Genomic DNA, 22,522 nt, shown 5'->3' with positions numbered 1-22,522 from the left:
CAATGCTTAGCAGAACAGCAGAGAATTTATTTTGGATTGCTCGATACATAGAGAGAGCAGAGTCTATGGCTCGTCTCATTGAAATGGGTTGCCGCATGGCAATGCTACCAACATTTGCTGGTCGAGAGGAGTGGCGTTCTATTTTGATAGCGGCACAAGCGCATAGATACCATTTATCAGATCGTCGTGTTAATGAGGCTGAAGTTATTAATGAGTTGATGCTGAATCTTGAAAATCCTTCATCCATCGCAAGCTGCTTGAAGAGTGCGCGCAATAATGGTCGAAATGTCAGGTCAGCAATTACTCAAGAAATGTGGGAGGCACTCAATGATGGGTGGGGGCGTCTGTCAAACATAGATGGGGTCTCCGTTCAAAGAGATCTTCCAAGTCTCCTCGATTGGGTCAAGCAACATTCATCTGTATTTAGAGGAGCTGCGGAAACCGGTATGATACGCGATGATGGGTACAATTTTTTAAGGATCGGTGGCGCCTTAGAGCGTGCTGATATGACATTGAGGCTTTTGGACATAAAGTATTACGTCCTTTTGCCAGAAATTGACAAGATAGGCGGTGGCCGTGATCACCACCAATGGACAAGTATCTTGCATGCATTGTCGGCAACGCGGGCATATCAGTGGGTCTATCGTGGTGATTTCAGTCCATGGCGGATAGCGGATTTTCTCGTATTGAATCGTTCTTTCCCTAGGTCAGTTAATTTTTGTTATCAACAATTGGGGCATTTCTTGTCGTTATTGCATAATGGCTCAGGTTACTCAGACCATTGTTATGATATTGCGCAGGAGATGATTTCAAAAATGGCAGAAGTGGGGATGGGGGAAATCTTCCGAGATGGACTGCACGAATTTATAGTCGATGCAATTGCACACACTGATCGTTTGAATTCTGCAATCTCACATTCATATTATTTCGAACCCTCCCATGCTGTTAACTATTAAACATCGAACAACATATGAATATGAGGTTGACCCTTACAGGGTCGGGTTGCGACTGAAGATGTTTCCGAGAAATCTGCCTGCACAGAAAGTTCAACATTGGGCTATCAAAGTAAATGGGGAGGTCATCAATAAGCAATTTGAAAACGCTTTCGGCGAAGGCGAGGCTATTTGGCTTGTTTATGAGCCTGAGACACCCCTTGAGCTAACCGCGGAGGGTATTTTTGAGGTAAAGGACAATTCTGGTGTCGTTTGTGTTTCAGAAAGAAAAGTACCTAGCGAAATTTTTCTTCGCCAAACTCACTTGACACAGCCTGATGAGGCCATTCGCAAATTGGCGCTAGGATTGCCGTCAAAGGCTTCGCTAGAAATGGCCCATGCATTATCCAATATAATTTCCGACAGAATACTATATTTGCCTGGCAAAACTGACACGGCGACCACGGCGGCTGATGTGCTCAAAAATGGGGCGGGGGTCTGCCAGGACCACACTCATTTAATGATAAGTATAGCGAGGGAAATTGGCGTTCCTGCTCGTTATGTGGTTGGTTATTTGTTTGAACCCGATAGAAAGGATGAGTCAAGGGAAACCCATGCATGGGCAGAATTACAAATAGATGGGCTTGGTTGGGTTGGCTTCGACCCATCCAATCAAGTGTGCCCGACCGATCATTATGTACGTTTGACATCAGGGTTTGACGCAAATGATGCAGCACCAATAAGCGGAATATTGGTGGGCAATTGTACAGAGACTATGGATGTGGAAGTTAGTGTTGACTGCGTATCCCAATAAAACAGGTGGTAAGATATGACGTATTGCGTCGGCATAAAAATTTCAGATGGTTTGGTATTTCTATCGGACACGCGAACCAATGCCGGTGTCGATAATATTGCACGGTTTCGGAAGATGTTTACTTGGTCTATCAGGGGAAAACGCGCAATTGCGATAATGGCCTCGGGTAACCTATCAATTACACAAGGTGTCATAACTCGATTAAATCAAAATATTCAACGTTCACAAACTGATGATGTTGAGTGCATTCTTAATGCAGACACTATGTTTAGGGTCGCTCAACTTGTGGGTAAAGAAATGAAAGGTATTCAACAAAGTCATAGTGAGGACCTTGAGGCGCATGGTGAGGCTTCCAGTGCGACATTAATAGTGGGCGGTCAGCGGTTAGGTGGTCGGCATCGGCTTTTTCAAATTTATTCGGCTGGAAACTTTATTGAAGCTACCCCTGATACTCCATATTTTCAGATTGGCGAGCACAAATATGGCAAACCAATTTTGGATCGAGTGCTGACCATTAACACACCTTTGAAGGATGCTATCAAGGCTGCAATGGTCTCAATGGACTCTACGTTGAGGAGTAATTTATCTGTCGGTATGCCATTAGATATAGCTGTAGTCAGAGGTGACACCTTGGCTTTTACCCATCATAGGAGAATCGATGTCGATGATTCAAATTTTCTAAATATTACAAACAGCTGGTCTCTGGCACTGCGTGATGCTTTTCAAACCCTTCCCGAGCTTAAAGGTAATTAACGCCACAGATGATTAATAACTGGAACGCAGAATTCCGGCGCATTTAAATCAAACTCAAATGGTTTAGTGAAAAAAAAGCTTATTTATCTGTCAAAAAAACTTCGTACATTACTTTATAAATAGCAAGAATTTCAATTGTAGATAAATCGAAAACAAAACCGAAGTCATCGGGACTTCATTTTAAAATGCGTATGCAACGCCACCGCCAGCTCGTGGATCAGCACCACCTCTTGCCCTGCCGTTTTCATCGATACTAATTACATGTGCCATTGACATATCCATAGCGAAACTTTCTGGTTTGTGGGTCACAGAATGGCCCATCCTCTCAAGCTCCGAAATTACAAATGTCGGAATGGTCGCCTCTGCATGTATGCCATTACCCTCACAATGGATACGAGGCACCGTTACTGCCTCTACCGGAGACATATTGAAATCTATAACATTTATAATCGATTGAAGAACTGCACTAATTATTACGCTGCCTCCTGGAGCACCCGCAATTAGAATAGGCCTCCCATCTTTAAATATCATTGTTGGCACCATACCCGTGGTTCTTGCTTTTCCTGGCGCAATTGAATTTCTATTTCCCGGCATGGGGTCGAATAACTTCATGGAATTATTATAGGTGAAGCCTAAGCCCGGTGTTGTTACACCAGAACTGGTGCCAAGCGTATGAGTAACAGCAACTGCATTTCCATCTGCGTCATAAACGCAGAGATGAGTTGTGCAAGATGGTGGTTCTTCCATGCCTGTTTGAGGGTTAACCCCATTTTTTAACTCTTCTACCCATTGCTTTGCACGCTTTTTGGAAATTAGCATGTCGGTAGGTGTTTCCGTGAATATTGGATCACCAAGGTGGTTGTTGCGATCATGATGTGCCGCGGCCATAGCTCTTGCGATAAAATCTAAATGATGAGCGCTAGTATGGGGGTACTTAGCGAGCGGAATATGATCAAGGATATGGAGCATTTCTATAATGGTTGCACCACTTCCTGGCGGAGGATTGGACCGAACAGTAAGTCCTCTATAGGTTCCCGTAAGTGGCTCACACACAGATGGTGAGTAACCTTCGAGATCGTTACGGGTAACAAAAGAACCATTTTTCTCTAGATCATCGGCAATAACCTTGGCCAAGTCCCCTGAATAAAAATCCTTGTATCCTGCTTCTGCTAATCTCGTTAAGGTATCGGCATAGTCAGGTTGTTTAAAAAGCTCACCTTCATTATAAAGACGTCCTTCTGGATGAAGATACACGCGGGCACATTCATCTGTCGCTTTTATTCGGGTGGTGCCGTCTGGAATTCCTTCCATTCGATAGCGGGTCCATACCCGCCTCGTGTAGGGTGTCATTACAAGTCCATTGCGGGCGTAGTCTATGGCGGGCTGAAGGAGCTCAGCCCAAGGGCGAGAACATAATTTTTTATGAAAGACGCCAAACCCTGCTGGAGTCCCCGGCGTCATGATGGCCGTATAACCAAGTTCAGATCGAAAATCATCAAATAGTGAATAGCCAGATACTTCTGTACGGCCTTTAACATCTTTCATCCACATGTCCGACGTTACGTTAGCTCCTGCGGTGGAGTGAAAATCAATCATCCCACTTTGACCTGTAGCGGCACGGAAATATTGTAATGTTCCCATCCCACCAATACCGCACATAAACGGGTCACAAATCATTTGAGCAAATGCGGCCGCAAGTGCGGCATCGAATGCCGTGCCTCCATCACTCAAAACCGTTGCTCCCACGTCGGCAGCTCGCGGTTGAGGGCACACAACAACACCTTTCATAAAAACCTCCTGATTAGATTCTTATCGTTACACTGGATGGTGAAATTAGAAATAATGAGATAATATTACAGAAATGTATATTAAGGGAGTAGCGTTGTATGTCTGACGAAATACACTTTCTATCCATAGGTGAAGCCAGCCGATTAATTGAGGAGAAGAAATTATCGCCTGTCGAATACGTGGACGCCCTTCTGGCACGTATCGAGAGTCTTAACCCTATTTTAGACGCCTTTCTTCTTGTGACCGGTGATCAGGCGAGAGCCGAAGCAAAGGTGGCCGAAACAGAAATCACTGCAGGTCGATATAAAGGTCCGCTCCACGGTATTCCGTTTGCCCTCAAAGATATTTACGACACAAAGGGAATTTTAACTACAGCGCACTCTAAAATACTTATCAATAATGTGCCGGATAAAGATGCTACCTCCGTAGCCAACTTGAAACAAGCGGGCGGTATTTTGCTTGGTAAATTGGCGACGCACGAATTTGCACATGGTGGTCCTTCATTGGACTTACCCTGGCCGCCCGCACGCAACCCTTGGGATCTCGCTCGGTTTACTGGCGGATCTTCAACTGGATCGGGGTGTGGTGTAGCGGCCGGACTGTTCCCGCTCGCCACCGGTTCGGATACCGGTGGATCGATAAGAGGACCCGCAGGGCTTTGCGGAATAGTCGGTTTAAAACCAACATACGGATTAATAAGCCGGTCAGGCATTATACCCAATTCTTATTCTTATGATCACGCCGGACCAATGGCATGGAATGTTGAGGATGCAGCTATTGGACTTCAGGGAATGGTCAGTTACGACCCCTTAGGGGATCCGGCTAGCGTAAAAATAGCCTACCCGGATTACCGTTCAGCATTGACTGGCGATATAAAAGGTTTGCGAGTTGGCGTGATAAGGCAATTTTATGAGGAAGAAAATAAATTTCCGGAAACAGTAATTAAAGCAATGAACGAGAGTATTGCTGTTTTTAAAAGTTTAGGTGCGAACGTGTCTGACGTGCGTGTAAGGCCTCTACAAGAATATCGTATCACAAAACTGATAATGGGAGAATCCGAGATATTCTCTGTCAATTATCCGGATTTAATAAAGCGGCCTGGTGATTTCGGGCATGACTTTCGAAGTCGCACTATTCCTGCGTGTCTTATTTCGGGAGTTGACTACATGCAAGCAAGCCGGCTGCGTCGGGTCATGATAGCTGAGATGGAGGACATTTATAAAAAATATGATGTCTTGATAACTGCGGGCCAAGGTCCGGCACCTGAGTTTCCAGCTTATAGGTCAATTAGCAATTGGACTGGAGGAAAGGCCTCTGTGCAATTCAATGTTGTTTGTGGCCCGTCTATTTCGATATGCAATGGTTTTGACCCCAACGGTTTGCCAGTATCGCTAATGATTTCAGGTCGTCCATTTGCAGAAACTACTGTGCTAAATGCTGCTTATGCCATTGAGAAATCCACATCTTGGCGCAACACACGTCCTCAGCTCGAACCGGGCATGAAAAAACCACCGACAGGCGTAATACCAGTGAAGCCGGATGTTTCGTCTGTTGGTGAACGAACAAAAGTCCGTGCCGCCGCTGCAGTGGAAAGTGCAGGACTAGAGCTGGATGATTTAATGATGGACGAGGTTTACGAGGCGGCACCCTATATCTATGATATGACAGAGCGTCTGCGAAAGGATTTAACACGTGATGCTGAGCCGGCATCTATCATGGTAGCTCAACCAGCAAATGACTAAATAAGGTAAGTTGACATTGCAGCGTTATGGAGATTTTCAATTTAACTATTGCCGAATTAAGTGAAAAAATTTCCTCGAGGGAAATATCACCAGTCGAGGTGACTGAAATTTTCTTAGAGCAAATTAATGGGCTCAACCCTATTTTAAATGCTTTTATAACCGTTGCGAGTGAACGTGCTCGCTCTGAGGCGCAGCGCGCAGAGGATGAGCTAGCATTAGGAAATTGCAGAGGGCCACTCCATGGAATACCCATTGGTGTGAAGGACATTATTGATAGTGAGGGAATTTTAACTACTCATGGATCGAGTTTCTATAGCAACAATGTTCCTACAGCCGACGCAGAGTGCGTTAGGCGGTTGCAGGATGCTGGCGCAATAATGATAGGTAAATGTAATACCGCTGAATTCGCGGCGGAGTCTTGCACCAACAATCCGCACTATGGAGCATGCAGAAATCCGTGGGATACAAGCCGTGTTCCTTCAGGTTCAAGTGGTGGTTCTGGTGCTGCGGTTGCCGCTAAGATGGTGCCAGGTGCTCTTGGCACCGACACTGGTGGTTCGGTGAGAGGGCCAGCAGCTATTTGTGGCACGGTCGGGCTTAAGCCCACATACGGTCGTGTCAGCGTCCGTGGCGTCTTTCCAAATGCTACGAGCTTGGACCATGTGGGTCCCTTGACGCGAACGGTTCAAGATAATGCCATTTTGTTGCAAGCTATTGCGGGGTTCGATCGTGCTGATCCTTTTTGCATAGACCTGCCTGTGCCTGATTTTAGCGCGAAACTTGATATGGGTATAAAAGGTGCAAAACTAGCGGTTTGCCCCGACCTTATTGACGTAGAGGTAGACAAACCGATTATCGATGCTTTTGATAAAGCAGTTGAAGTTTTCCGTGACCTTGGGGCAACGATTGACACAATTCCATGCAGCTTTGCTGCGGAAATAAATCCTCATCGACGTGCAATTGCTGATGCAGAGTTTTTCAGTGTTCATTGCGATCGGTATGGTGAAAACTCATCTGGATTTGGCAAACGACTTCAAGATCGTTTGGAGAATGCTCGAAGCACAACGCTTAGAACATATATCAAGGCGGTTGAACGGCGCAGGTCTTTGAGGCGGCTGATGGTCGACCTCTTGGAGGGGTATTCCGCACTCCTAACGCCGGGCTATCCTTGTTTAGCAGCACCAATAAATACCGAAATGGCTTCTGTGAATGGTAAAGAGGTAGATTTCGTTGGTTTGGGTAGAAATTTGGTCGGCCTTCAGAATTTTGTGGGCTTCCCTGGGCTTACCATGCCAACTGGGTATGATCCGGTGTTTGGATTGCCAATGAGTTTACAGATAACAACGCTTCCAGGTGAAGAAGCAGAAGCATTCCGTATAGGCCATGCTTATGAAGAAGTAACTCCAGACCTTCGTAATCGCGAATGTTTGATCGATAAAGTTTAATAAAAATGAATGAGGAAAAAATCCAATGGCTGAAGCCTATGAACTAACTGCAACTGAAGGACTCAAGGAAATTGAGGCAGGAAACCTAACCGCGGAAGCATGGATGGGGAGCTGCCTGGAGAGAATTTCTGACCGAGAAGGAGAGGTTCTCGCTTGGGAGTATATTGATCGCGATGGCGCATTAGAAAAGGCCCGTAAAGTTGATAAACTGGGAGCGGCAAGTCTCGCTGCAGGTGTACCTTTTGGCGCCAAAGATATTATCGATACACACGACATGCCAACTAGTTATGGCTCACAAATACATCAGGGTTTCCAGCCCGGCCGCGATGCTGGCTGCATAGCAATAACTCGTGCAGCCGGAGCTATACTCGTTGGAAAAACAGTAACTACTGAATTTGGCCATCGGTTCCCAGGCAAAACTAAAAATCCTTTTAATCCGGCCTTTACACCTGGCGGCTCTTCTTCCGGTTCTGCTGCTGCAGTGGGTGACAGAATGGTTCCGATGGCCTTCGGAACACAGACGGGCGGCTCAGTTATAAGGCCGGCAGCGTATTGTGGAACCGTTGGGTACAAGCCCACATTTCAGGATATCAATCGTAATGGCGTGTTGCCTAATTCGCCAAGCTTCGACACCGTAGGAATTATAGCTCGATCCGTCGATGACCTTGCCCTTTTTAGATCGGTGGTTTTAGAGGAGGGGCTACATCCGGTTTTACCAGCTGACGTAACTAATCTGAAGTTGGCTTTTTATCCAACGCCGAATTGGGAAAAGGCCGACAGAGCGACTCATGAAATGCTCGAAAGCGCTTCGGCCGCTCTAATAGATGCTGGTGCAAATATAACGGAACTGAATTTACCGTCAGAGAATGATTTTGATCGGCTACACAAAACTATAGCTGGGTGGGAATTTGCCCGAACTGTAGCATGGGAGCGGTTAAACCGGCACGATCAGCTTAGTGATGATTTGCGCGATGGACGCATGCAGAATGGGGTAGATACGTCCTACGATCAATACCGCAAAGCAACTGCGGACCTCGAAGTTCTCAAACTCAAGGTAGATGCAATACTTGCTGACTATGATGCAGTTTTATGTCCCTCTGCACCAGGTGAGGCGCTCAAAGGTCATGCTTTTACTGGCAGCGCTATCTTTAACGGGTTGTGGACTATGTTAGGTGTTCCATCTGTAACCCTTCCGGTTCAGTCAGGCCCTCAGGGTCTTCCAATGGGGATACAACTCGTTTCTGGCCGGAATAGCGACCGAAAATTATTCGACGTCGCGCAATCTATATCTACAAAACTAAGAAATCTTTAATTAGTTTCGTTTTGGACGTTTAAACAAAAAAATACCTTTCAGGATCCATATTTTAATGTTCGTTGTGCACGGCTCACTTTAGGTTAGTTGAAAAAAGAATTCTGAAATTGAATGCTGACAACAAGAAAATCAATGCAGGTTGTTGGACTCAAAAGCCTGGGCCGCGGGCATCAATGGGCCAAATGTCCTCTACCTTGTTTTTTCTTATGCAAACAACCCAGTCATGAAGATTAAAAGTTGGATCTACATGGCCTGGTACTAGCTTTAATTTTTGACCGATATTAAGTGCTTTTGCATTATGCCCGATCTCCAATGCGGTATGCTCGTCGGACTGCCCTGCCACCTCTATACCATCAAGGTCGAATACGGTGGCTAACCCTGCATCCATACTATGTCCCTTATGCCCAATATCAAGGAATGCCTGATCAGGGCGAGGATTACTTATTACGCTCGACCACAAAAAGAGTGAATGTGAAAAGATTGTGAAGGGATGCCCATCATCACCTTTAATCTTGGCATAGTCGCCATCCATGAATGCATAAGAACCAGCTTGTACTTCTGTGTAAACGCCGCTGTCGCGTTCAAAAGTGAAAGTGCCTGTGCCGGCGCCTGTCACCCATTTTCTATCGAGACCTACGGCAGCAAGAGAAGCTTTGGTGCGTTTAACCTTTGCGATAGTGTTTGAAATTTTTGCTCGACGATCGCTTGCCGACACTAGGTGTTGTGCGCTACCGTGATAAGCTTGTAAGCCCACAAAATCTAAGCCGGGCGCGTTGTCAACCTCCGAAGCAAGCAAAGCGACTGGATCGCCAGCGTCTACGCCGCACCTGTTCGCTCCAACATTGACTTCTATAAGTATTTTAAGCGTTGTTCCATTAGCGGTTGCCGCTTCGCTTAGCAGCGGTATTACCTCCGTGGAGTCACACAAAACAGCAATCTCAGCCGTTCCGCCGAGTGAGCACAGCCGCTGAAGTTTCACCGGGTCAACAACCTGGTTGGTAACCAAAATATTTTTGATACCGGCTGCCGCCATCGTAACAGCTTCTGATACTTTCTGGCAGCATATACCAATGGCACCAGCGGCGATTTGTCGTTTAGCAATTTCGCTGCATTTATGGGCCTTAACGTGGGCACGAAGCCTAACACCTGAACCTGCCAATGCATTCTTCATGGTGTTAAGGTTTTTCTCAAAGATGTCCATGTCCAGTAATAGTGCCGGCGTCTCAACCTCGTTTAGACTAATATTTGGTATTGCTGGTTGAAAGGAGGGCATGGTTAAATCAAAAACTCTGGATTCTGTCCAGGTATCGGAGTTCCCTGATATTTCCCCCGTGCCATAACAGCGTCCCTTCCTCCTGCTGCCTGGACTTTGGCGCATTGAGAAATGTATGCCTGTTCATCAACGAATTCAGGGTCGCAGATTGATCGTAAGTCCGCCTCCAACCGTTCCAGGGTGGCGTAGTGGTTTGGATCGTTGTGCAAACTATTGAGTTCATCTGGGTCGTTTTCGAGGTCAAACAATTCTGGCTCATAAGATACGTAATGAATGTACTTGTATCTTCCTTTTCGAATCATAAATGCCGATCGATCAGCCGCAGCAGCATGGTATTCGGTAAAGGCTATCCTATTAACATCATTTTCTGCTTGCACGAGATTGAGCAATGAGCTTCCTGGGAGTCCATGAGACTTGCTCACGTCGAGTAGGCCTTGAGAGTCTAAAATGGTTGGAGCAATATCGATTAGCGTAACGGGTGTGCTTGAAACTTTTCCTTCCGGTATTCCTGGGCCCGAAAGGATCATTGGTATGAAGGATGCTTCCTCATACATATTAGACTTCTGCCAAAGCCGCCGTGTGCCGAGATTTTCGCCATGGTCAGATGTGTAAATGATAATCGTGTTATCGCGCAGGCCAGTTTCTTCAAGGACTTTGACCACTCTGCCTATATTTCTGTCCAGGTAGGATATAGATCCATAGTAGGATCTCAAGAGAACCGGCAAAGAGTCCTCTGTAACAAAATCATCGAAATTACGCTGCGATTGACTTAATTTTATCCAGGGGTGGTACTCCACATCTCGATCGCGCAGTTTCGGTTCTGGCATTTCTATTTTGCTGTAAAGGTCGTAGAATTCTGCAGGTGCCTTATAAGGGGGGTGAGGGCATACGAAGGAAATAAATGCGCAGAATGGGTCAGTATTCGGATCCGCAGCTTTAGTACGAAGCCACTCACACGCTCTGGTTGCTATGTCGTTGTCATATTGCTGGTATGAAGTCTGGCCGGCTCCTATATCGGTCATAGTTTTGCTTTGTGTCATAGGTGGAGTCATGGGTCGTTTAATGCAGCTTCGGGCGTCACCTTTGCCTTCAACCACGTGCATTGGAATGATCTGTTCCTCAAATCCCGTGTTATCCGATTCATTACGAAAATGAAGCTTACCTATTGATGTGGCGGAAGACCCATTCTCTTTGAGCATGTGATGCCATGCTTTGACTCGGCCCTCGTAGGGATGCCCATTGTCCCAGTATTCTGTTTGATGGACATATCTGCCGGTAGCTATAGCAGCGCGAGCTGGAACGCAAATTGCCGAGTCTGTGTAAGAATTGGTGAACCGGGTTCCTAAGGAAGCAAGATAATCAATGTTTGGAGTTTGAACGAAATCGTGTCCATAACAACCAGATGCTTTTCCTTGGTGTTGGTCGGACATGATAATTAGTACGTTCATCTTTTCCATTACAAAATCTCCAAAATATTTTTTATTGGATATACTCTGCTTTTTCTCCTGGCGCTGGTGTTCCTTGAAACGAACCTTTGGCAAGGACGGCCTCGCGCCCTCCCTCTGCATTTACCAGCGCAGCTTGTGATTTCTGTGCGGCCTCATTCACAGCATGTGGGTCAACCCTCGCATAAAGCTCTTCCTGAAGATCCGCTAAAATATCTGAAAAATCAGGGTTATTAACCACATTTTCCTCCTCTTCCGGATCATTAACCTGATCAAAAAGTTCTGATTCGTAATCTACATAATGAATGTATTTGAAGTTACCTTTTCGAATCATAAATGCGGCAGTGTCGGCCCCCGTTGCGTGATATTCGCTGAATGCAACACGTTCTAAATCATCACCCTCATTAGCTATCTTGCATAACGAACGTGTTTCACCTACTGAGATGTTGGAAAGTCCCAACGCGTCGAGAATTGTTGCAGATCCATCAGCTAATGTAACTGGTGTGTTTACGACTTTGCCGGATGGTATGCCGGGCCCCGACAGTATCATTGGAATAGCAGCAGCCTCCTCATACATGTTTGACTTACCCCAAAGACGCCGCGTTGCAAGGTTTTCGCCATGATCTGCTGTGTACACAATTAAAGTGTCGTCACGAAGTCCCGCCTTTTCAAGTGCTATGAGCACTTTGCTGATATTGGAATCTAGATAGGAGCACAGACCGTAGTAAGAGGCCATGGCTACTTTACGGCTCTCTTCAGTGAAAAAATCGTCGTGGCATTGCACCTTCTGAAATTTATCAATCCAAGGATGAAGGGGATAATCTGGATCGTTTCCTTTCGGATGAGGAAGCATGTCGTGGGGGTAAAGGTCATAGAAATCTTGCGGCGCAATTAGGGGAAAATGTGGACAAACAAAGGAACAAAATAGAGCCCATGGTTTATCTGTAAGGCGTGTGGCTTCAGTCTCTAGCCATTCTACAGTTTTTTCCATTATCGTTTTATCATATTGAATGTAGCCGGAGTCGCCTGGACCAATGTTAGTTGCAAGTTTACTTTTCGTAATCGGAGGGGCCAGAGGCTGTTTCACACTACCACCGATACTTCCTTTACCATCGACAATGTGTAATGGCACGATTTGCTCGTTGAAGCCTGTGGGGTCTTCTTCACTGCGATAGTGCAGTTTCCCGATGGATAGGCAATGCATTCCTGCCTTCTGCAGGGCATGCCCCCATCCTTCAACGCGTCCCTCGTATGCATGGGCATTATCCCAATAACCAATATCGTGTACATACTGACCCGTAGCGAAGCTAGCGCGGGCTGGAACGCAAATTGGCGAATTGGTATACGCATTTGTAAAGCGTGTTCCGCTTGCAGCGAGCTTATCAATGGTGGGTGTTTTCACAAACGGATGCCCATAGCATCCACTTGCTTTTTGTTGATGTTCATCTGACATTATAAACAAAACATTTTTAGCCATTATCATATCCCCGGTAAAAGTTTTCATTATGTTAGCACGGCTTGACTATCTGTCAGGATAGATAATCGACTATTAAAGATGTTTATTTAAATAGCTGATAGGAGGCTCGTAATACTTAACGCGGATAGCTCAATTTTTATGACCATATAAGGAGCCTTTTTGGGGAATATATGATGCAACAGCTTACTGGTTTTGGCTTCGCTAATACTACTTTTAAGAACCTAAAATAGTGATCGGCATAGATTAGTCAGGCGATGCAAGACGACCCATATCTAAAAAATGTTTTCTACTCAATCGTCGTGGTTTTTCTATACGCTAATATTAATCGGGTAATTATGCATAAAGTATAATATATTTCCTATTTTTCAAATATCATTTCAAAACCAACGCTTTTACAGTCTTTATAAATGTCTGGTTTACTTGTAGAAACAATAATTTTACTGAATAAATTTTTTCCTTTGCATATATTTACTATTTCATTACAAAGTGTTTCTTGAAGATTAAAATGGCGATCTTTTACGAGAATTTCTATTTCTGATCTTAGAAAGTCATAATTTATAGTGTTTTCGATACTATCGTTGCGATCAACGTCGGTATTTTCAAGATACATCTCGATATTAATTACAACAGTCTGGCGGCGAGCCTTTTCAAAGTCGTGTATGCCTATGGATACGGGTACAGCATAGTCCTTGAGAAAAAACTTCGAGGCGGAAATTGGCATAACAAAATACTTTCGTAAATTATGTAAGAAAGGCGATGTCGCGTGGTAGGCTTTGTAATCTTTGACCTCCATCTAGCACAATGATTTCGCCGGTCATCGAAGGGCAGTCAAGTATAAGCTTTAAAGCAGCGGCAATTTGTCCGGGGGTACAGCCTTGTTTTAGCGGGTTAGTTTTGTGAGCTTTGTTGAACCGGGATTCTGACTGTTTGCCGGACAAAAGTGTGATGCCAGGCGCGATACCATTCACTCTTATCTGAGGTGCCATGGCCATTGCTAGTATTTCAGTCGCAGCCTTCAGGGCAAATTTGCTGATGGTATAAGACATGTAATCCGGATTTGGTGCCATGACCTTGTTATCGAGAATGTTTACTATGTTGCCCTTTGCCTTTTTTGGAATTCTTTTTGAAAAGGCTTGTGATAAAAGAAGCGGTGCGCGCGCATTTACTGCGTGATGTAGATCAAGCATCTCTCCGTTTAAACTATCAAGATCATCATATTCGAAAATAGATGCATTATTGATAAGGCAACTTAGTGGCCCAATCTCATCGTGACATCGAGCAATCAAGTCCTCCGGTCCTTCTGTTGTGGCGAGATCGGCATGATATAGACTGGCTTTTCCGCCTTTTGAAATGATAGCATCTGCTACCTTCTCTGCTTTAGCTTGCGATGTGTTGTAATGAATGCACACGTGCCACCCCTCGGCGGCCATTTCCCCTGCGAGGGCGGCACCGATACGCTGTGCAGCTCCCGTTATGAGCATATTTTTGGCCATGGGCAGGGTTTTTGTCATAATCAAATAATTGCATCTAGCCCAAGTTTCTTAGCACACCAAACCCCAGCGGAAAGTAAACGAGCTTCGTTGTTGTGAGGGTCTATCAATTGTATCCCAATTGGCAGACCATTCGGACCATTGGTAACCGGCAAATAGAGACATGCTACGCCTAAAAAAGTCCAAGCCCTGTTAAAAATTGAATCACCTGTGGATCCTATACCTTTCGGTGCCTCGCCAGGCGCACCTGGAGTAAGTAAAATTTCACCTTCTGTAAATATTTCAGACAAGTTCCCTCGTCCATATTTGAGTAAACCCTCAGCTTCCCCTCGCTCCTCAGGAGTTGTCTCGAAACCGCGTAGCATCAAATCCTGAAATGGTTTGCTCAACAAGTCTTGATGGTTCATCCATTCTTCCTTGAACTCCCGACAGGCTTCTACTGCCATAACTACTCTCTGAGCGGCTTGTAGGTTATCATAGGGTTGAACAAAAGCGTGATCACGAACCTGTGCGCCAGCAGAAGAAAAAATTTTGGCACAATCTTCAATCAGTACCTTGATATAGTCTTCTGCAGCATCCCATTGGCCTGTTCGATGTAAAAGCAAATTCGGCGCATTATCGGTTATTAACTTTGCTGGTTTCAATCCAGAAAGAGCGCTGGAGAGTATTCCGACATCCAAAATGCTACGAACCATCAAGCCGACTGTGTCCATAATGGGAGCGAGAGGTTTGACCCCGGCTTTATCGTAAGTATTGTAAGGTGGCTTGTAACCGACTGTGCCACAATAGGCATTGGGGCGAATTACCGAACCGCCGGTTTGTGTGCCTAATGCACCTTGCACCATAAAGTCAGCCACTGCAGCAGCAGATCCTTGGGAGGAACCGCCGGGGGTATGGGCTGTATTGATAGGATTACGGGTTGGTCCTGGGTAGCTCGAGGCGAACTCCGTAGTCACGGTTTTACCCATAATTATTGCGCCGGCTTGACGCAGTCTGGCGACACATGCTGCATCAATAGATGGTCTGTGGTTTTTGTAAATAGGTGAGTTATATTCGGTGGGCATATCCATGGTGTCGATAATATCCTTCACCCCGATCGGCACACCGTGTAGTGGTCCATCAGGCTTTGCGTTATCTCGCCTCCTCGCTTGATCTAGCGCAAGTTCAGGGTCGAAATATGCCCATGCTTGAACCGCATTCTCTCGCTCCTCTATTCGATCTATGCAAGATTGCACTAGTTCTTCTGATGAAAGACTTCCTACCGCAATAGCCGAAGCGGCTTCGCTCAATGATAATTTATTAGGATATTTATCCACTGAAATACCTTTTCTTCCATTCATGCTGCATTGGGGTTAATTTGTAGCACGCGATTGAGAACGGCAACAGGAGGTAATGAACATGAAACGTGACATTTTCTCTTCCGACGTTGCATTTACACCGTACTGGTGGTTGGCTGCACCAAGGCCTGAAGCCAACATAAGTAACCTACCCCAAAAAATCGATGTTGCTGTTGTTGGAGCCGGCTATGCCGGTCTGTCAGCAGCGCTCACGATTGCTCGTGGTGGGAGAAGTGTTGTCGTGTTAGAGGCTGGTCGTCCGGGCGAGGGAGCGAGCTCTCGTAACGGAGGAGCAATTGGAGCCACGCTCCGACACTCACTTACAAAATTAATTAAAATGCATGGCTTGGAAACAGCACTGCAGTTTTATCGTGAAGCGCGGGAAGGGCGTGACTGGCTAAAGAATTTTATTTTAAAAGAGAATATTGACTGTGACCTACACCCGGTTGGTAGGTTCATTGGTTGTCACAGGAAAAATGATTATGAGACACTTGGCTATGATCTTGACCTGCAATCAAAACACCTTGGGGTTGAGGGTGAAATGGTTACTGCTGACGCGCAACATAAGTTTATAGGGTCAACGGCATATTTCGGCGGTCGTTTTTTGGCAGAAGATGGAAACCTTCATCCTGGTAGGCTACATCAGGGCTTGTTGGAGCTAGTTTGTGCCGAGGGTGTCCCCGTAGTCGGTCGTGCTCCAGTCGAAGAAATAACAAGGGAAGCGAACGGCTTTAAACTTTTGTGCAGATCCTCTACTCTACGAGCTCGGCAAATAGTAATCGCTACAAACGGGTATACCGGCTATGAGTCGCCTTGGTTGCGTCGTCGTGTTCTACCAATGCAGAGCCAAATAATCGCAACAGAGCCATTAGGCTCCAACATCATGGCTGATTTAGTACCTGGTAATCGCCAATTGGGGGACACTTGTCGGTTACATTACTATTTTAGAGGGTCACCTGATCATGATCGTATTTTGTTTGGTGGCAGAGCTGGAGCAGCAGAAATCAGAGACCGTCGTAGGAGCGGGCGAATGCTTTATAAGCGGTTGCTACGAATTTTTCCGTCGCTTGAAGGAACAAAAATAACCCATAGTTGGGGTGGCTTTATCGCCTACACGTTAGACCACATGCTTCACATAGCACAAAATGAAGATATTTTTTATGTTGCTGGTTTTTGCGGCTCAGGTGTAGTGAACGCCAATTATTTGGGGCACAAAACAGGCCTCAAGGTTTTGGGAAAAAAAAATGGAAATACCATATTTGACAGTGAGCACCCTACACATCCGATATATTCGGGCAACCCGTGGTTCTTGGCACCAATGGTGGCGCTTAAAAACCTGCAGGACCGTTTCCGAATTTAGAGACTAGGTGATAGCAACACCAAGTAGGTCTATTTACAAACGGAAAAGGCAGATCCCATCCTCTAAGTTTTCCTCAAGCCCACAAGCCAGAGCTACCGTATTTGAATTGGGTATGATCAAGTATTCCAATCCTTTAAAGCGCTAGCCTCTCTGCCGGAAACACGTCCTCCGACGAAGCACTCGGTTAGATTACCGCCTGCCAGGTACAAGAAACCCCAGATACCACCGCATTCGCCTGCTGCATAAAGACGGGGTATTGGCTCGTTAAAAGCGTTGCAAATTTGATACTTCTCGTTGTGTCGCGGACCACCTTGAGTATTGGAAACAACCGGCCAAATTTCTCCAAGGTAAAATGGGGGGCGCTCGATCTTGAGACGTGTTTTGGGTGGGCGGCCAAATTTATCCTCCAAGCCGCAATCGGTGGCTGAATTATATTCCTCAATAGTTTTTTTCAAATTTACGGGATCACAGCCAATAAACCCCGCTAATTCTTCGATTGTGTTGGCCTTTTTAAGAATTCCGTTTTGTACTTCTTTTAGGTTGTCTTCACTCCACTCATACGGCTCTATTGTGCTGTCATTGTATATTGTAGCGCCGAAACGATAACGCTCGCGACCATCCTCATCTGCAATCATAAAGCAGGGGACATAAGGAAATTCCATTCTGCCAGTATCATATACATCAAGGGCCCTGTGACCCGTATCCTGAGTGTAGGGCTGATACTCATTCATAAAACGATTGCCTTTTTTATCAGCTAGAATCCATGCCATAGGAATTTCAGCTTCTTTCTTTGTTGGAACCCAGTCGGGATGGCGTTTCATGCGAATTCCAAAGGGATAACTTGGGTCAGGATGTCGAAAACCGTAGGTGCCGTGGTAATGCCACATGTGCCATAGATCTGCCCCCACATCTGTTGCCATCTTTATTCCATCTCCAGTATTTCCTCGATGGGCGGCGGAGAGGACCGGATTTATTTGCCAATACTGACGTTGCATGTCCGGTGCCGCCTCTAGCCCGCCACAGGCAAGAATGACACCCTTGTTACACTTTATGGCTTTGCGGCCGTCTGGCCCGTCGATCCATATACCCCTTACCTCATTGGTATTCTGAGTGATTAATCTTAGAGCTGGGGTGTTCAGACGAACTTCAATGCCACGTGAATTCACATTATCATGAACAACTTTGAAAAGTTTAGTCCCGTTACGATGGGATCGAGCATGTGGGTAAACTTTAAGAACGTCAACACCCGGAATGTCATCTACTTCTACAAATCTCATTTGATCAAAGCCTGTAAAAGGATAGTTCGCTCCTCGTCCTTCTATAGTAATGGTGCTTGCATTATTCACTTTACAGAGGTCTTCCAAGTAGTCATCTAGTAGCATCATTTCATCTACGAATGCTTCAATAATATTTCGTGATGTTGTGCCGTCATTTGTTTCGTATAGATGTTCAACAACTGGATCTCGTTCTAGGGCCAGTCTCACCCCACCCCCAGCACAAATCGAAATGCCGCCTGGCATTGGCATCTTTTCAATCAAAAGTGTTTTTGCCCCCCCGTCGCATGCGGCAATGGCAGCAGCACCGCCCGCGTAGCCGAAGCCAACTACTACGACGTCGAATTCCTCATCAAAGCTATTCACATGTTGTGGTGGAATATTTGTTGATGCCATTTTCGATCCTCCCAAATTAAGAAAAGAGATGTTTTTGTGTATTCGGCTAGTTTTGTCAGTCCGTTTGATCTGCTCAAGGGTTTGTCAGGACGTTCCTTCAGTGTATGCCAATAGTTTTCAACTACACACTCACACTATTTTAAGGTTTCAAAGTCAATGGTGTCCAGAGAAGTACACTCTCTATCATTTACTAAAGTAACATTTAAGTCGGGTAAATTATTTTGTAAAATTTGAGTTGGCATAGTGCAGTAACTGTTTCTAGGATGCGAGAGCTAATGGCCTACAGATACTTGCCTTCTCGACAGTCGCATTCCATACTGTAGTACGGTCACATTCTATACTGTATTAAGGTAAGGAGGCTCACAGTTATGACAGAACCACTATACGTCTATTGGCAGCCAGGATGAACTAGTTGCCTGAGACTCAAAGAGTTTCTTACGGCCCGTGGGGTCGTCTACGAATCGGTAAATGTTCATGGCAATTCAGAAGGAATGGCTAGGCTCCAACGCATTGGTATTAAGCGTATTCCTGCTATTTCGCGCGGTATGAGCTATGTTATGGGGCAAAAATTAAAAGACGTATGTGACTTTGTTGGCATTCCTCTTGGAGACATTCAAGAGTTTAGTGTAGATGAGTTGGCAGCCAAGATGGATATTATTTTGTTGGCAGCCATATCTTACATGGAAGAGATGAAGGACGAAGACCTCGAGCCTAAGCTCCCTAACCGGGATCGTAAAATTCGGCAACTTTGTTACCACATCTACCGAATCGTCGAGGCATTTTGCGAACTTATGGATGGAGAAGCGGAGGAATATCACACGACCATCGCGGATATAGATCACCCTAAAGACATTAATACTGGTGCTGATCTCGCAGTTTACGGTCGTGCTGTGCTGAAGCGCTTTAAAGGCTGGCATTCGGTTTATTCAGGAGACGGCACCGAGCCTGCTAATGCTTATTGGGGTGACGTTACATTGAGGGAACTTCTTGAACGGGTAACTTGGCACCCTGGGCAACATATTCGACAGCTTAAGATGTATCTAGAAAATAGAGGTAATCCTCCCTCAAAACCTATTGATGAAGATGTATTCAACGGGTTACCAATGCCGAAAAAAATTTGGGATGATGAACCGATGAGTGAGGATAACGAAACCATGCAAGCAGCACAGTAGGGAGCACTAAAATAATGGTCTCGCAGAGATTTTTTGAGACTGCCTCCAAAATATCAAAACAAGTTGATTAATTTTAATTAGGCGTCGATCTGACAAAGTTGTGTTTAGATCCTAACCGGGAGTTTTTTTTATGAGCAACGTCGTAACACCCTCTGAGTTTCAGCAATCTAAAATTGAAAAATCCGTAACAGTTTCTCAACAGGTTGCAGAATTTGTTGAAAAGTTCTCCCTTACGAACGTGCCAAAGGAGATCATTAATTTAGCAAAACTCCATGTTTTAGATAGTTTTGGTATCGCGCTTGCGTCATCCACGAAAGATTACGGTCACAAAGCAGCAAGCGCTGGGCTAGACCTTGGTGGAGAAGGAGACTTTCCTGTGGTTGGGCTTGCACATCGTTTGCCGCTTCGTGATGCGGTGATGGTAAATGGGGTATTAGTGCACGGGCTTGATTTTGATGATACTCATACAACCGGTGTTATTCATATCTCAGGGAGTACTGTGCCCACTGCATTTATTTTGGCGATGGCGAATGCAAAGACTGGGTACGAGGCATTGGAAGCGTATTTGATAGGAGTTGAGACTGGATCACGCCTCGCAAAGGCGGCTGCTGGGGGTATTCATGCAAATGGTTTTCATACGACTGGAATAATAGGCGCGTATGGCTGTGCGATGGTTGCTGGCAAACTTTGCGATCTTACTGTTAGTCAGCTAACTCATGCTCAGGGTCTTGTAGCGAGCTTCGGTGGGCCCACTCGTGCCTACCATGCGAATGGTGCTTGGGCAAAGCGTATGCATACTGGAATTGCGGCCGTTAACGGCATTAATGCCGCTATGTGGGCGCGCCACGGTTTCACCGGGCCGGAAACTATCTATGAATATGAGCAAGGTCTTTACGGGTGCTATGCTCATGGGCAGGAGATTGACTTAGATGTTGTGACAAATGGGCTCGGAAATGTATGGGAATTGTCAAATGTTGCTTACAAACCATATCCAGCATGTCATTGGTTACACGCGTTTATAGAAACTGGTATAAAGCTTCGGCAAGAGTATGAATTGAAGCCTGACCAAATTGAGTCAATAATTGTACTAGCACACCCCAATCAAACGGCAGTTTGTATTCCTGAGGAGGCCAAGCGTCGCCCCCAGAGTTCTTACCAGGCACAATTTAGTGTGCATTATGCGACAGCAGCTGCAATATGTCGGGGGCAGTTTACGTTGGCTGAAATAGAGCCAGACGCGTTTGGTGATCCCGAGATACTTAGTCTCTGCGATAAAATTCATTACAACACTACGACTGATACCCTATATCCCGACTATTTCTCGGGTACAGTAGTTGTTCGAACAAAAGATGGACGCGAGCTGAAGCACGCTCAAGAGCATAATCTTGGTACGGATGAACACCCTATCAGCGAGGAACAGGTCCTCGATAAATTTATGAAAAATGCTACTAGTGCGGTTTCAACTGGTCGGGCTGAGGAAATTCGGTCCATAATTTTAAGCATTGAAGACCAAGCTGACCTTGATGAATTTGATTCAGTAATTAGCTTATCATAAGAAAGCTTCATTTAGCGTCCGGTCACTCCAGGGCTATCTTTCGTGTTAGGGCAGAGGATCTTATAGGTGCACTGGCCAGAGGCAAGCAATTTTTTTGTCCCTTTTTCTAGAACATCTACTTTAGTAAATTGTAGTTTTTTAATGTTTTGGGTGCGCTTCCCTATAGCAATGATCGTTTCGGCTTTACTATCATTAATGAAGCTAATATTCAGATTGATCGTCACTGAACGTCCGGGGCCATTTGGAGACCAGTCACCACCAAGAAAGCCTGCGATATCTATGAGTGATGATAAAATCCCATCGTGAATAAAATTTTCGTGATCACGATGCTCTGGTTTTACCTCAAGTTCCATCAAGACATGGCCATCTCGCCACTCAATCACTTTATAGTCGAGCACTTCGTGAAACGTACCTTTAATGTCTTCGCGCTCATATACAGAGGTCAACATTCGTCTGATGTCTTTCTTTATTAAGTGGTACGGATAGGTGTTACTTCTGAGCGTAGAAGCTTAAACACACCTTGGCCGCTGGCGATCACGGTGCCGGTATCCGGGAGGAAAATCTCTACGTTAGAAAATAACGTGCCTTTAGTTGCATGGGAACGGACGCCTCTTACATGTACCAAGTCGGCGCTTGTCCCCGAAATGAAGTTTATATTGAGGTTGATTGTCTTTGTTTTGCGCTCTCCGTTGGATGTCCAATTTCCTGCCATTTTGCCAGCAACGTTTACAAGAGATGCTATTACGCCGCCATGTATAGATCTTCCCCTATTTCGGTGCTTTTTCTGAATAGGAGTTGCTAACAAAGCATGTCCATCAATCCACTCCAGCACTTCGTAGCCTAGGACTTGATTATAATTTGTAATGTTTTTATTTCGATTTTCAGTTGTTTTTGTCATAGTACGCAAACACATCGCGTGAATTGCGAATTCCGTCAAGTCAAACTATAGATATGTTT

19 protein-coding genes are annotated in these 22,522 nt (G+C 45.4%); 9 read left to right on the top strand and 10 right to left on the bottom strand.

What is annotated here, in order from left to right:
* Positions 1-2 precede the first annotated feature (2 nt).
* Genes VX941_00200 through VX941_00190 form a run of 3 tightly spaced genes read left to right on the top strand, consistent with a single transcriptional unit; the run spans position 3 to position 2,499 of the window.
* Entirely contained in the window at positions 3-956 is a 954-nt protein-coding gene (locus VX941_00200) for an alpha-E domain-containing protein (protein MEE2931829.1), read from the top strand.
* Complete coding sequence (locus VX941_00195; GenBank protein MEE2931828.1) at positions 940-1,746, top strand: transglutaminase family protein; 807 nt, start codon at positions 940-942, stop codon at positions 1,744-1,746. The genes VX941_00200 and VX941_00195 overlap by 17 nt, the downstream gene beginning before the upstream one ends.
* A gap of 15 nt (positions 1,747-1,761) precedes the next feature.
* The gene (locus VX941_00190) at positions 1,762-2,499 is read left to right on the top strand and encodes a peptidase (protein MEE2931827.1); all 738 of its coding nucleotides are present in this window, start codon (positions 1,762-1,764) and stop codon (positions 2,497-2,499) included.
* A gap of 180 nt (positions 2,500-2,679) precedes the next feature.
* On the opposite strand, the gene ggt is transcribed toward VX941_00190, so the two are convergent.
* On the bottom strand, positions 2,680-4,287 hold the full coding sequence (ggt, locus tag VX941_00185; protein ID MEE2931826.1) for a gamma-glutamyltransferase: 1,608 nt from the start codon (positions 4,285-4,287) through the stop codon (positions 2,680-2,682).
* Between the two features lie 98 nt (positions 4,288-4,385).
* Between ggt and VX941_00180 the strand changes: the two genes are divergently transcribed.
* Genes VX941_00180 through VX941_00170 form a run of 3 tightly spaced genes read left to right on the top strand, consistent with a single transcriptional unit; the run spans position 4,386 to position 8,786 of the window.
* Positions 4,386-6,029, top strand: coding sequence for an amidase (locus VX941_00180; protein ID MEE2931825.1), 1,644 nt, complete (start codon positions 4,386-4,388; stop codon positions 6,027-6,029).
* A gap of 26 nt (positions 6,030-6,055) precedes the next feature.
* On the top strand, positions 6,056-7,474 hold the full coding sequence (locus tag VX941_00175) for an amidase (protein MEE2931824.1): 1,419 nt from the start codon (positions 6,056-6,058) through the stop codon (positions 7,472-7,474).
* Positions 7,475-7,499: 25 nt separating this feature from the next.
* Positions 7,500-8,786 (top strand): amidase, encoded by a 1,287-nt coding sequence (locus VX941_00170; protein MEE2931823.1) that lies wholly within the window; start codon positions 7,500-7,502, stop codon positions 8,784-8,786.
* 148 nt (positions 8,787-8,934) lie between these two features.
* Here the strand turns inward: VX941_00170 and VX941_00165 are convergent, their stop codons facing one another.
* From VX941_00165 to VX941_00140, 6 genes are all read right to left on the bottom strand, one after another.
* Positions 8,935-10,059 carry a DSD1 family PLP-dependent enzyme gene (locus VX941_00165; GenBank protein ID MEE2931822.1) on the bottom strand — a complete coding sequence of 375 codons (1,125 nt, stop codon included), beginning with the start codon at positions 10,057-10,059 and terminating at the stop codon, positions 8,935-8,937.
* 2 nt (positions 10,060-10,061) lie between these two features.
* Entirely contained in the window at positions 10,062-11,516 is a 1,455-nt protein-coding gene (locus tag VX941_00160) for a sulfatase-like hydrolase/transferase (protein MEE2931821.1), read from the bottom strand.
* A gap of 22 nt (positions 11,517-11,538) precedes the next feature.
* The gene (locus tag VX941_00155) at positions 11,539-12,981 is read right to left on the bottom strand and encodes a sulfatase-like hydrolase/transferase (protein ID MEE2931820.1); all 1,443 of its coding nucleotides are present in this window, start codon (positions 12,979-12,981) and stop codon (positions 11,539-11,541) included.
* A 358-nt stretch (positions 12,982-13,339) separates the two neighbouring features.
* On the bottom strand, positions 13,340-13,702 hold the full coding sequence (locus VX941_00150; protein ID MEE2931819.1) for a dihydroneopterin aldolase: 363 nt from the start codon (positions 13,700-13,702) through the stop codon (positions 13,340-13,342).
* 19 nt (positions 13,703-13,721) lie between these two features.
* Positions 13,722-14,492 carry an SDR family oxidoreductase gene (locus VX941_00145; GenBank protein MEE2931818.1) on the bottom strand — a complete coding sequence of 257 codons (771 nt, stop codon included), beginning with the start codon at positions 14,490-14,492 and terminating at the stop codon, positions 13,722-13,724.
* A 2-nt stretch (positions 14,493-14,494) separates the two neighbouring features.
* The gene (locus tag VX941_00140) at positions 14,495-15,787 is read right to left on the bottom strand and encodes an amidase (protein ID MEE2931817.1); all 1,293 of its coding nucleotides are present in this window, start codon (positions 15,785-15,787) and stop codon (positions 14,495-14,497) included.
* Between the two features lie 82 nt (positions 15,788-15,869).
* Between VX941_00140 and VX941_00135 the strand changes: the two genes are divergently transcribed.
* Positions 15,870-17,168, top strand: coding sequence for an FAD-binding oxidoreductase (locus VX941_00135; GenBank protein MEE2931816.1), 1,299 nt, complete (start codon positions 15,870-15,872; stop codon positions 17,166-17,168).
* A 116-nt stretch (positions 17,169-17,284) separates the two neighbouring features.
* Here the strand turns inward: VX941_00135 and VX941_00130 are convergent, their stop codons facing one another.
* Positions 17,285-18,838, bottom strand: a complete 1,554-nt coding sequence (locus tag VX941_00130; GenBank protein ID MEE2931815.1) for an FAD-binding protein — start codon at positions 18,836-18,838, stop codon at positions 17,285-17,287.
* 491 nt (positions 18,839-19,329) lie between these two features.
* Here VX941_00130 and VX941_00125 point away from each other — a divergent pair, with 491 nt between their 5' ends.
* Together VX941_00125 and VX941_00120 are read left to right on the top strand one after the other, a co-directional pair.
* Positions 19,330-20,010: a DinB family protein gene (locus tag VX941_00125; protein ID MEE2931814.1), complete on the top strand. Its 681-nt coding sequence runs from the start codon at positions 19,330-19,332 to the stop codon at positions 20,008-20,010.
* 130 nt (positions 20,011-20,140) lie between these two features.
* Complete coding sequence (locus VX941_00120; GenBank protein MEE2931813.1) at positions 20,141-21,565, top strand: MmgE/PrpD family protein; 1,425 nt, start codon at positions 20,141-20,143, stop codon at positions 21,563-21,565.
* 11 nt (positions 21,566-21,576) lie between these two features.
* Here VX941_00120 and VX941_00115 read toward each other — a convergent pair whose 3' ends face one another.
* Together VX941_00115 and VX941_00110 are read right to left on the bottom strand one after the other, a co-directional pair.
* Positions 21,577-22,014 carry a PaaI family thioesterase gene (locus tag VX941_00115; protein ID MEE2931812.1) on the bottom strand — a complete coding sequence of 146 codons (438 nt, stop codon included), beginning with the start codon at positions 22,012-22,014 and terminating at the stop codon, positions 21,577-21,579.
* 20 nt (positions 22,015-22,034) lie between these two features.
* Positions 22,035-22,463, bottom strand: a complete 429-nt coding sequence (locus VX941_00110; GenBank protein MEE2931811.1) for a PaaI family thioesterase — start codon at positions 22,461-22,463, stop codon at positions 22,035-22,037.
* Between the last annotated feature and the right edge of the window lie 59 nt (positions 22,464-22,522).

The organism is Pseudomonadota bacterium (assembly GCA_036339585.1).
Lineage (GTDB): Bacteria > Pseudomonadota > Alphaproteobacteria > UBA8366 > UBA8366 > UBA8366.
This window is presented reverse-complemented; position numbering and strand designations above follow the sequence as displayed.

What these genes read in the sequence shown, in the direction of transcription:
- VX941_00175 (MEE2931824.1), top strand. Translation starts at nt 6,056, where the DNA reads ATGGAGATTTTCAATTTAACTATTGCCGAATTAAGTGAAAAAATTTCC.
- VX941_00170 (MEE2931823.1), top strand. Translation starts at nt 7,500, where the DNA reads ATGGCTGAAGCCTATGAACTAACTGCAACTGAAGGACTCAAGGAAATT.
- ggt (MEE2931826.1), bottom strand. Translation starts at nt 4,287, where the DNA reads ATGAAAGGTGTTGTTGTGTGCCCTCAACCGCGAGCTGCCGACGTGGGA.
- VX941_00135 (MEE2931816.1), top strand. Translation starts at nt 15,870, where the DNA reads ATGAAACGTGACATTTTCTCTTCCGACGTTGCATTTACACCGTACTGG.
- VX941_00155 (MEE2931820.1), bottom strand. Translation starts at nt 12,981, where the DNA reads ATGGCTAAAAATGTTTTGTTTATAATGTCAGATGAACATCAACAAAAA.
- VX941_00130 (MEE2931815.1), bottom strand. Translation starts at nt 18,838, where the DNA reads ATGGCATCAACAAATATTCCACCACAACATGTGAATAGCTTTGATGAG.
- VX941_00190 (MEE2931827.1), top strand. Translation starts at nt 1,762, where the DNA reads ATGACGTATTGCGTCGGCATAAAAATTTCAGATGGTTTGGTATTTCTA.
- VX941_00110 (MEE2931811.1), bottom strand. Translation starts at nt 22,463, where the DNA reads ATGACAAAAACAACTGAAAATCGAAATAAAAACATTACAAATTATAAT.
- VX941_00115 (MEE2931812.1), bottom strand. Translation starts at nt 22,014, where the DNA reads ATGTTGACCTCTGTATATGAGCGCGAAGACATTAAAGGTACGTTTCAC.
- VX941_00120 (MEE2931813.1), top strand. Translation starts at nt 20,141, where the DNA reads ATGAGCAACGTCGTAACACCCTCTGAGTTTCAGCAATCTAAAATTGAA.
- VX941_00125 (MEE2931814.1), top strand. Translation starts at nt 19,330, where the DNA reads ATGGCTAGGCTCCAACGCATTGGTATTAAGCGTATTCCTGCTATTTCG.
- VX941_00180 (MEE2931825.1), top strand. Translation starts at nt 4,386, where the DNA reads ATGTCTGACGAAATACACTTTCTATCCATAGGTGAAGCCAGCCGATTA.
- VX941_00165 (MEE2931822.1), bottom strand. Translation starts at nt 10,059, where the DNA reads ATGCCCTCCTTTCAACCAGCAATACCAAATATTAGTCTAAACGAGGTT.
- VX941_00145 (MEE2931818.1), bottom strand. Translation starts at nt 14,492, where the DNA reads ATGACAAAAACCCTGCCCATGGCCAAAAATATGCTCATAACGGGAGCT.
- VX941_00160 (MEE2931821.1), bottom strand. Translation starts at nt 11,516, where the DNA reads ATGGAAAAGATGAACGTACTAATTATCATGTCCGACCAACACCAAGGA.
- VX941_00200 (MEE2931829.1), top strand. Translation starts at nt 3, where the DNA reads ATGCTTAGCAGAACAGCAGAGAATTTATTTTGGATTGCTCGATACATA.
- VX941_00195 (MEE2931828.1), top strand. Translation starts at nt 940, where the DNA reads ATGCTGTTAACTATTAAACATCGAACAACATATGAATATGAGGTTGAC.
- VX941_00150 (MEE2931819.1), bottom strand. Translation starts at nt 13,702, where the DNA reads ATGCCAATTTCCGCCTCGAAGTTTTTTCTCAAGGACTATGCTGTACCC.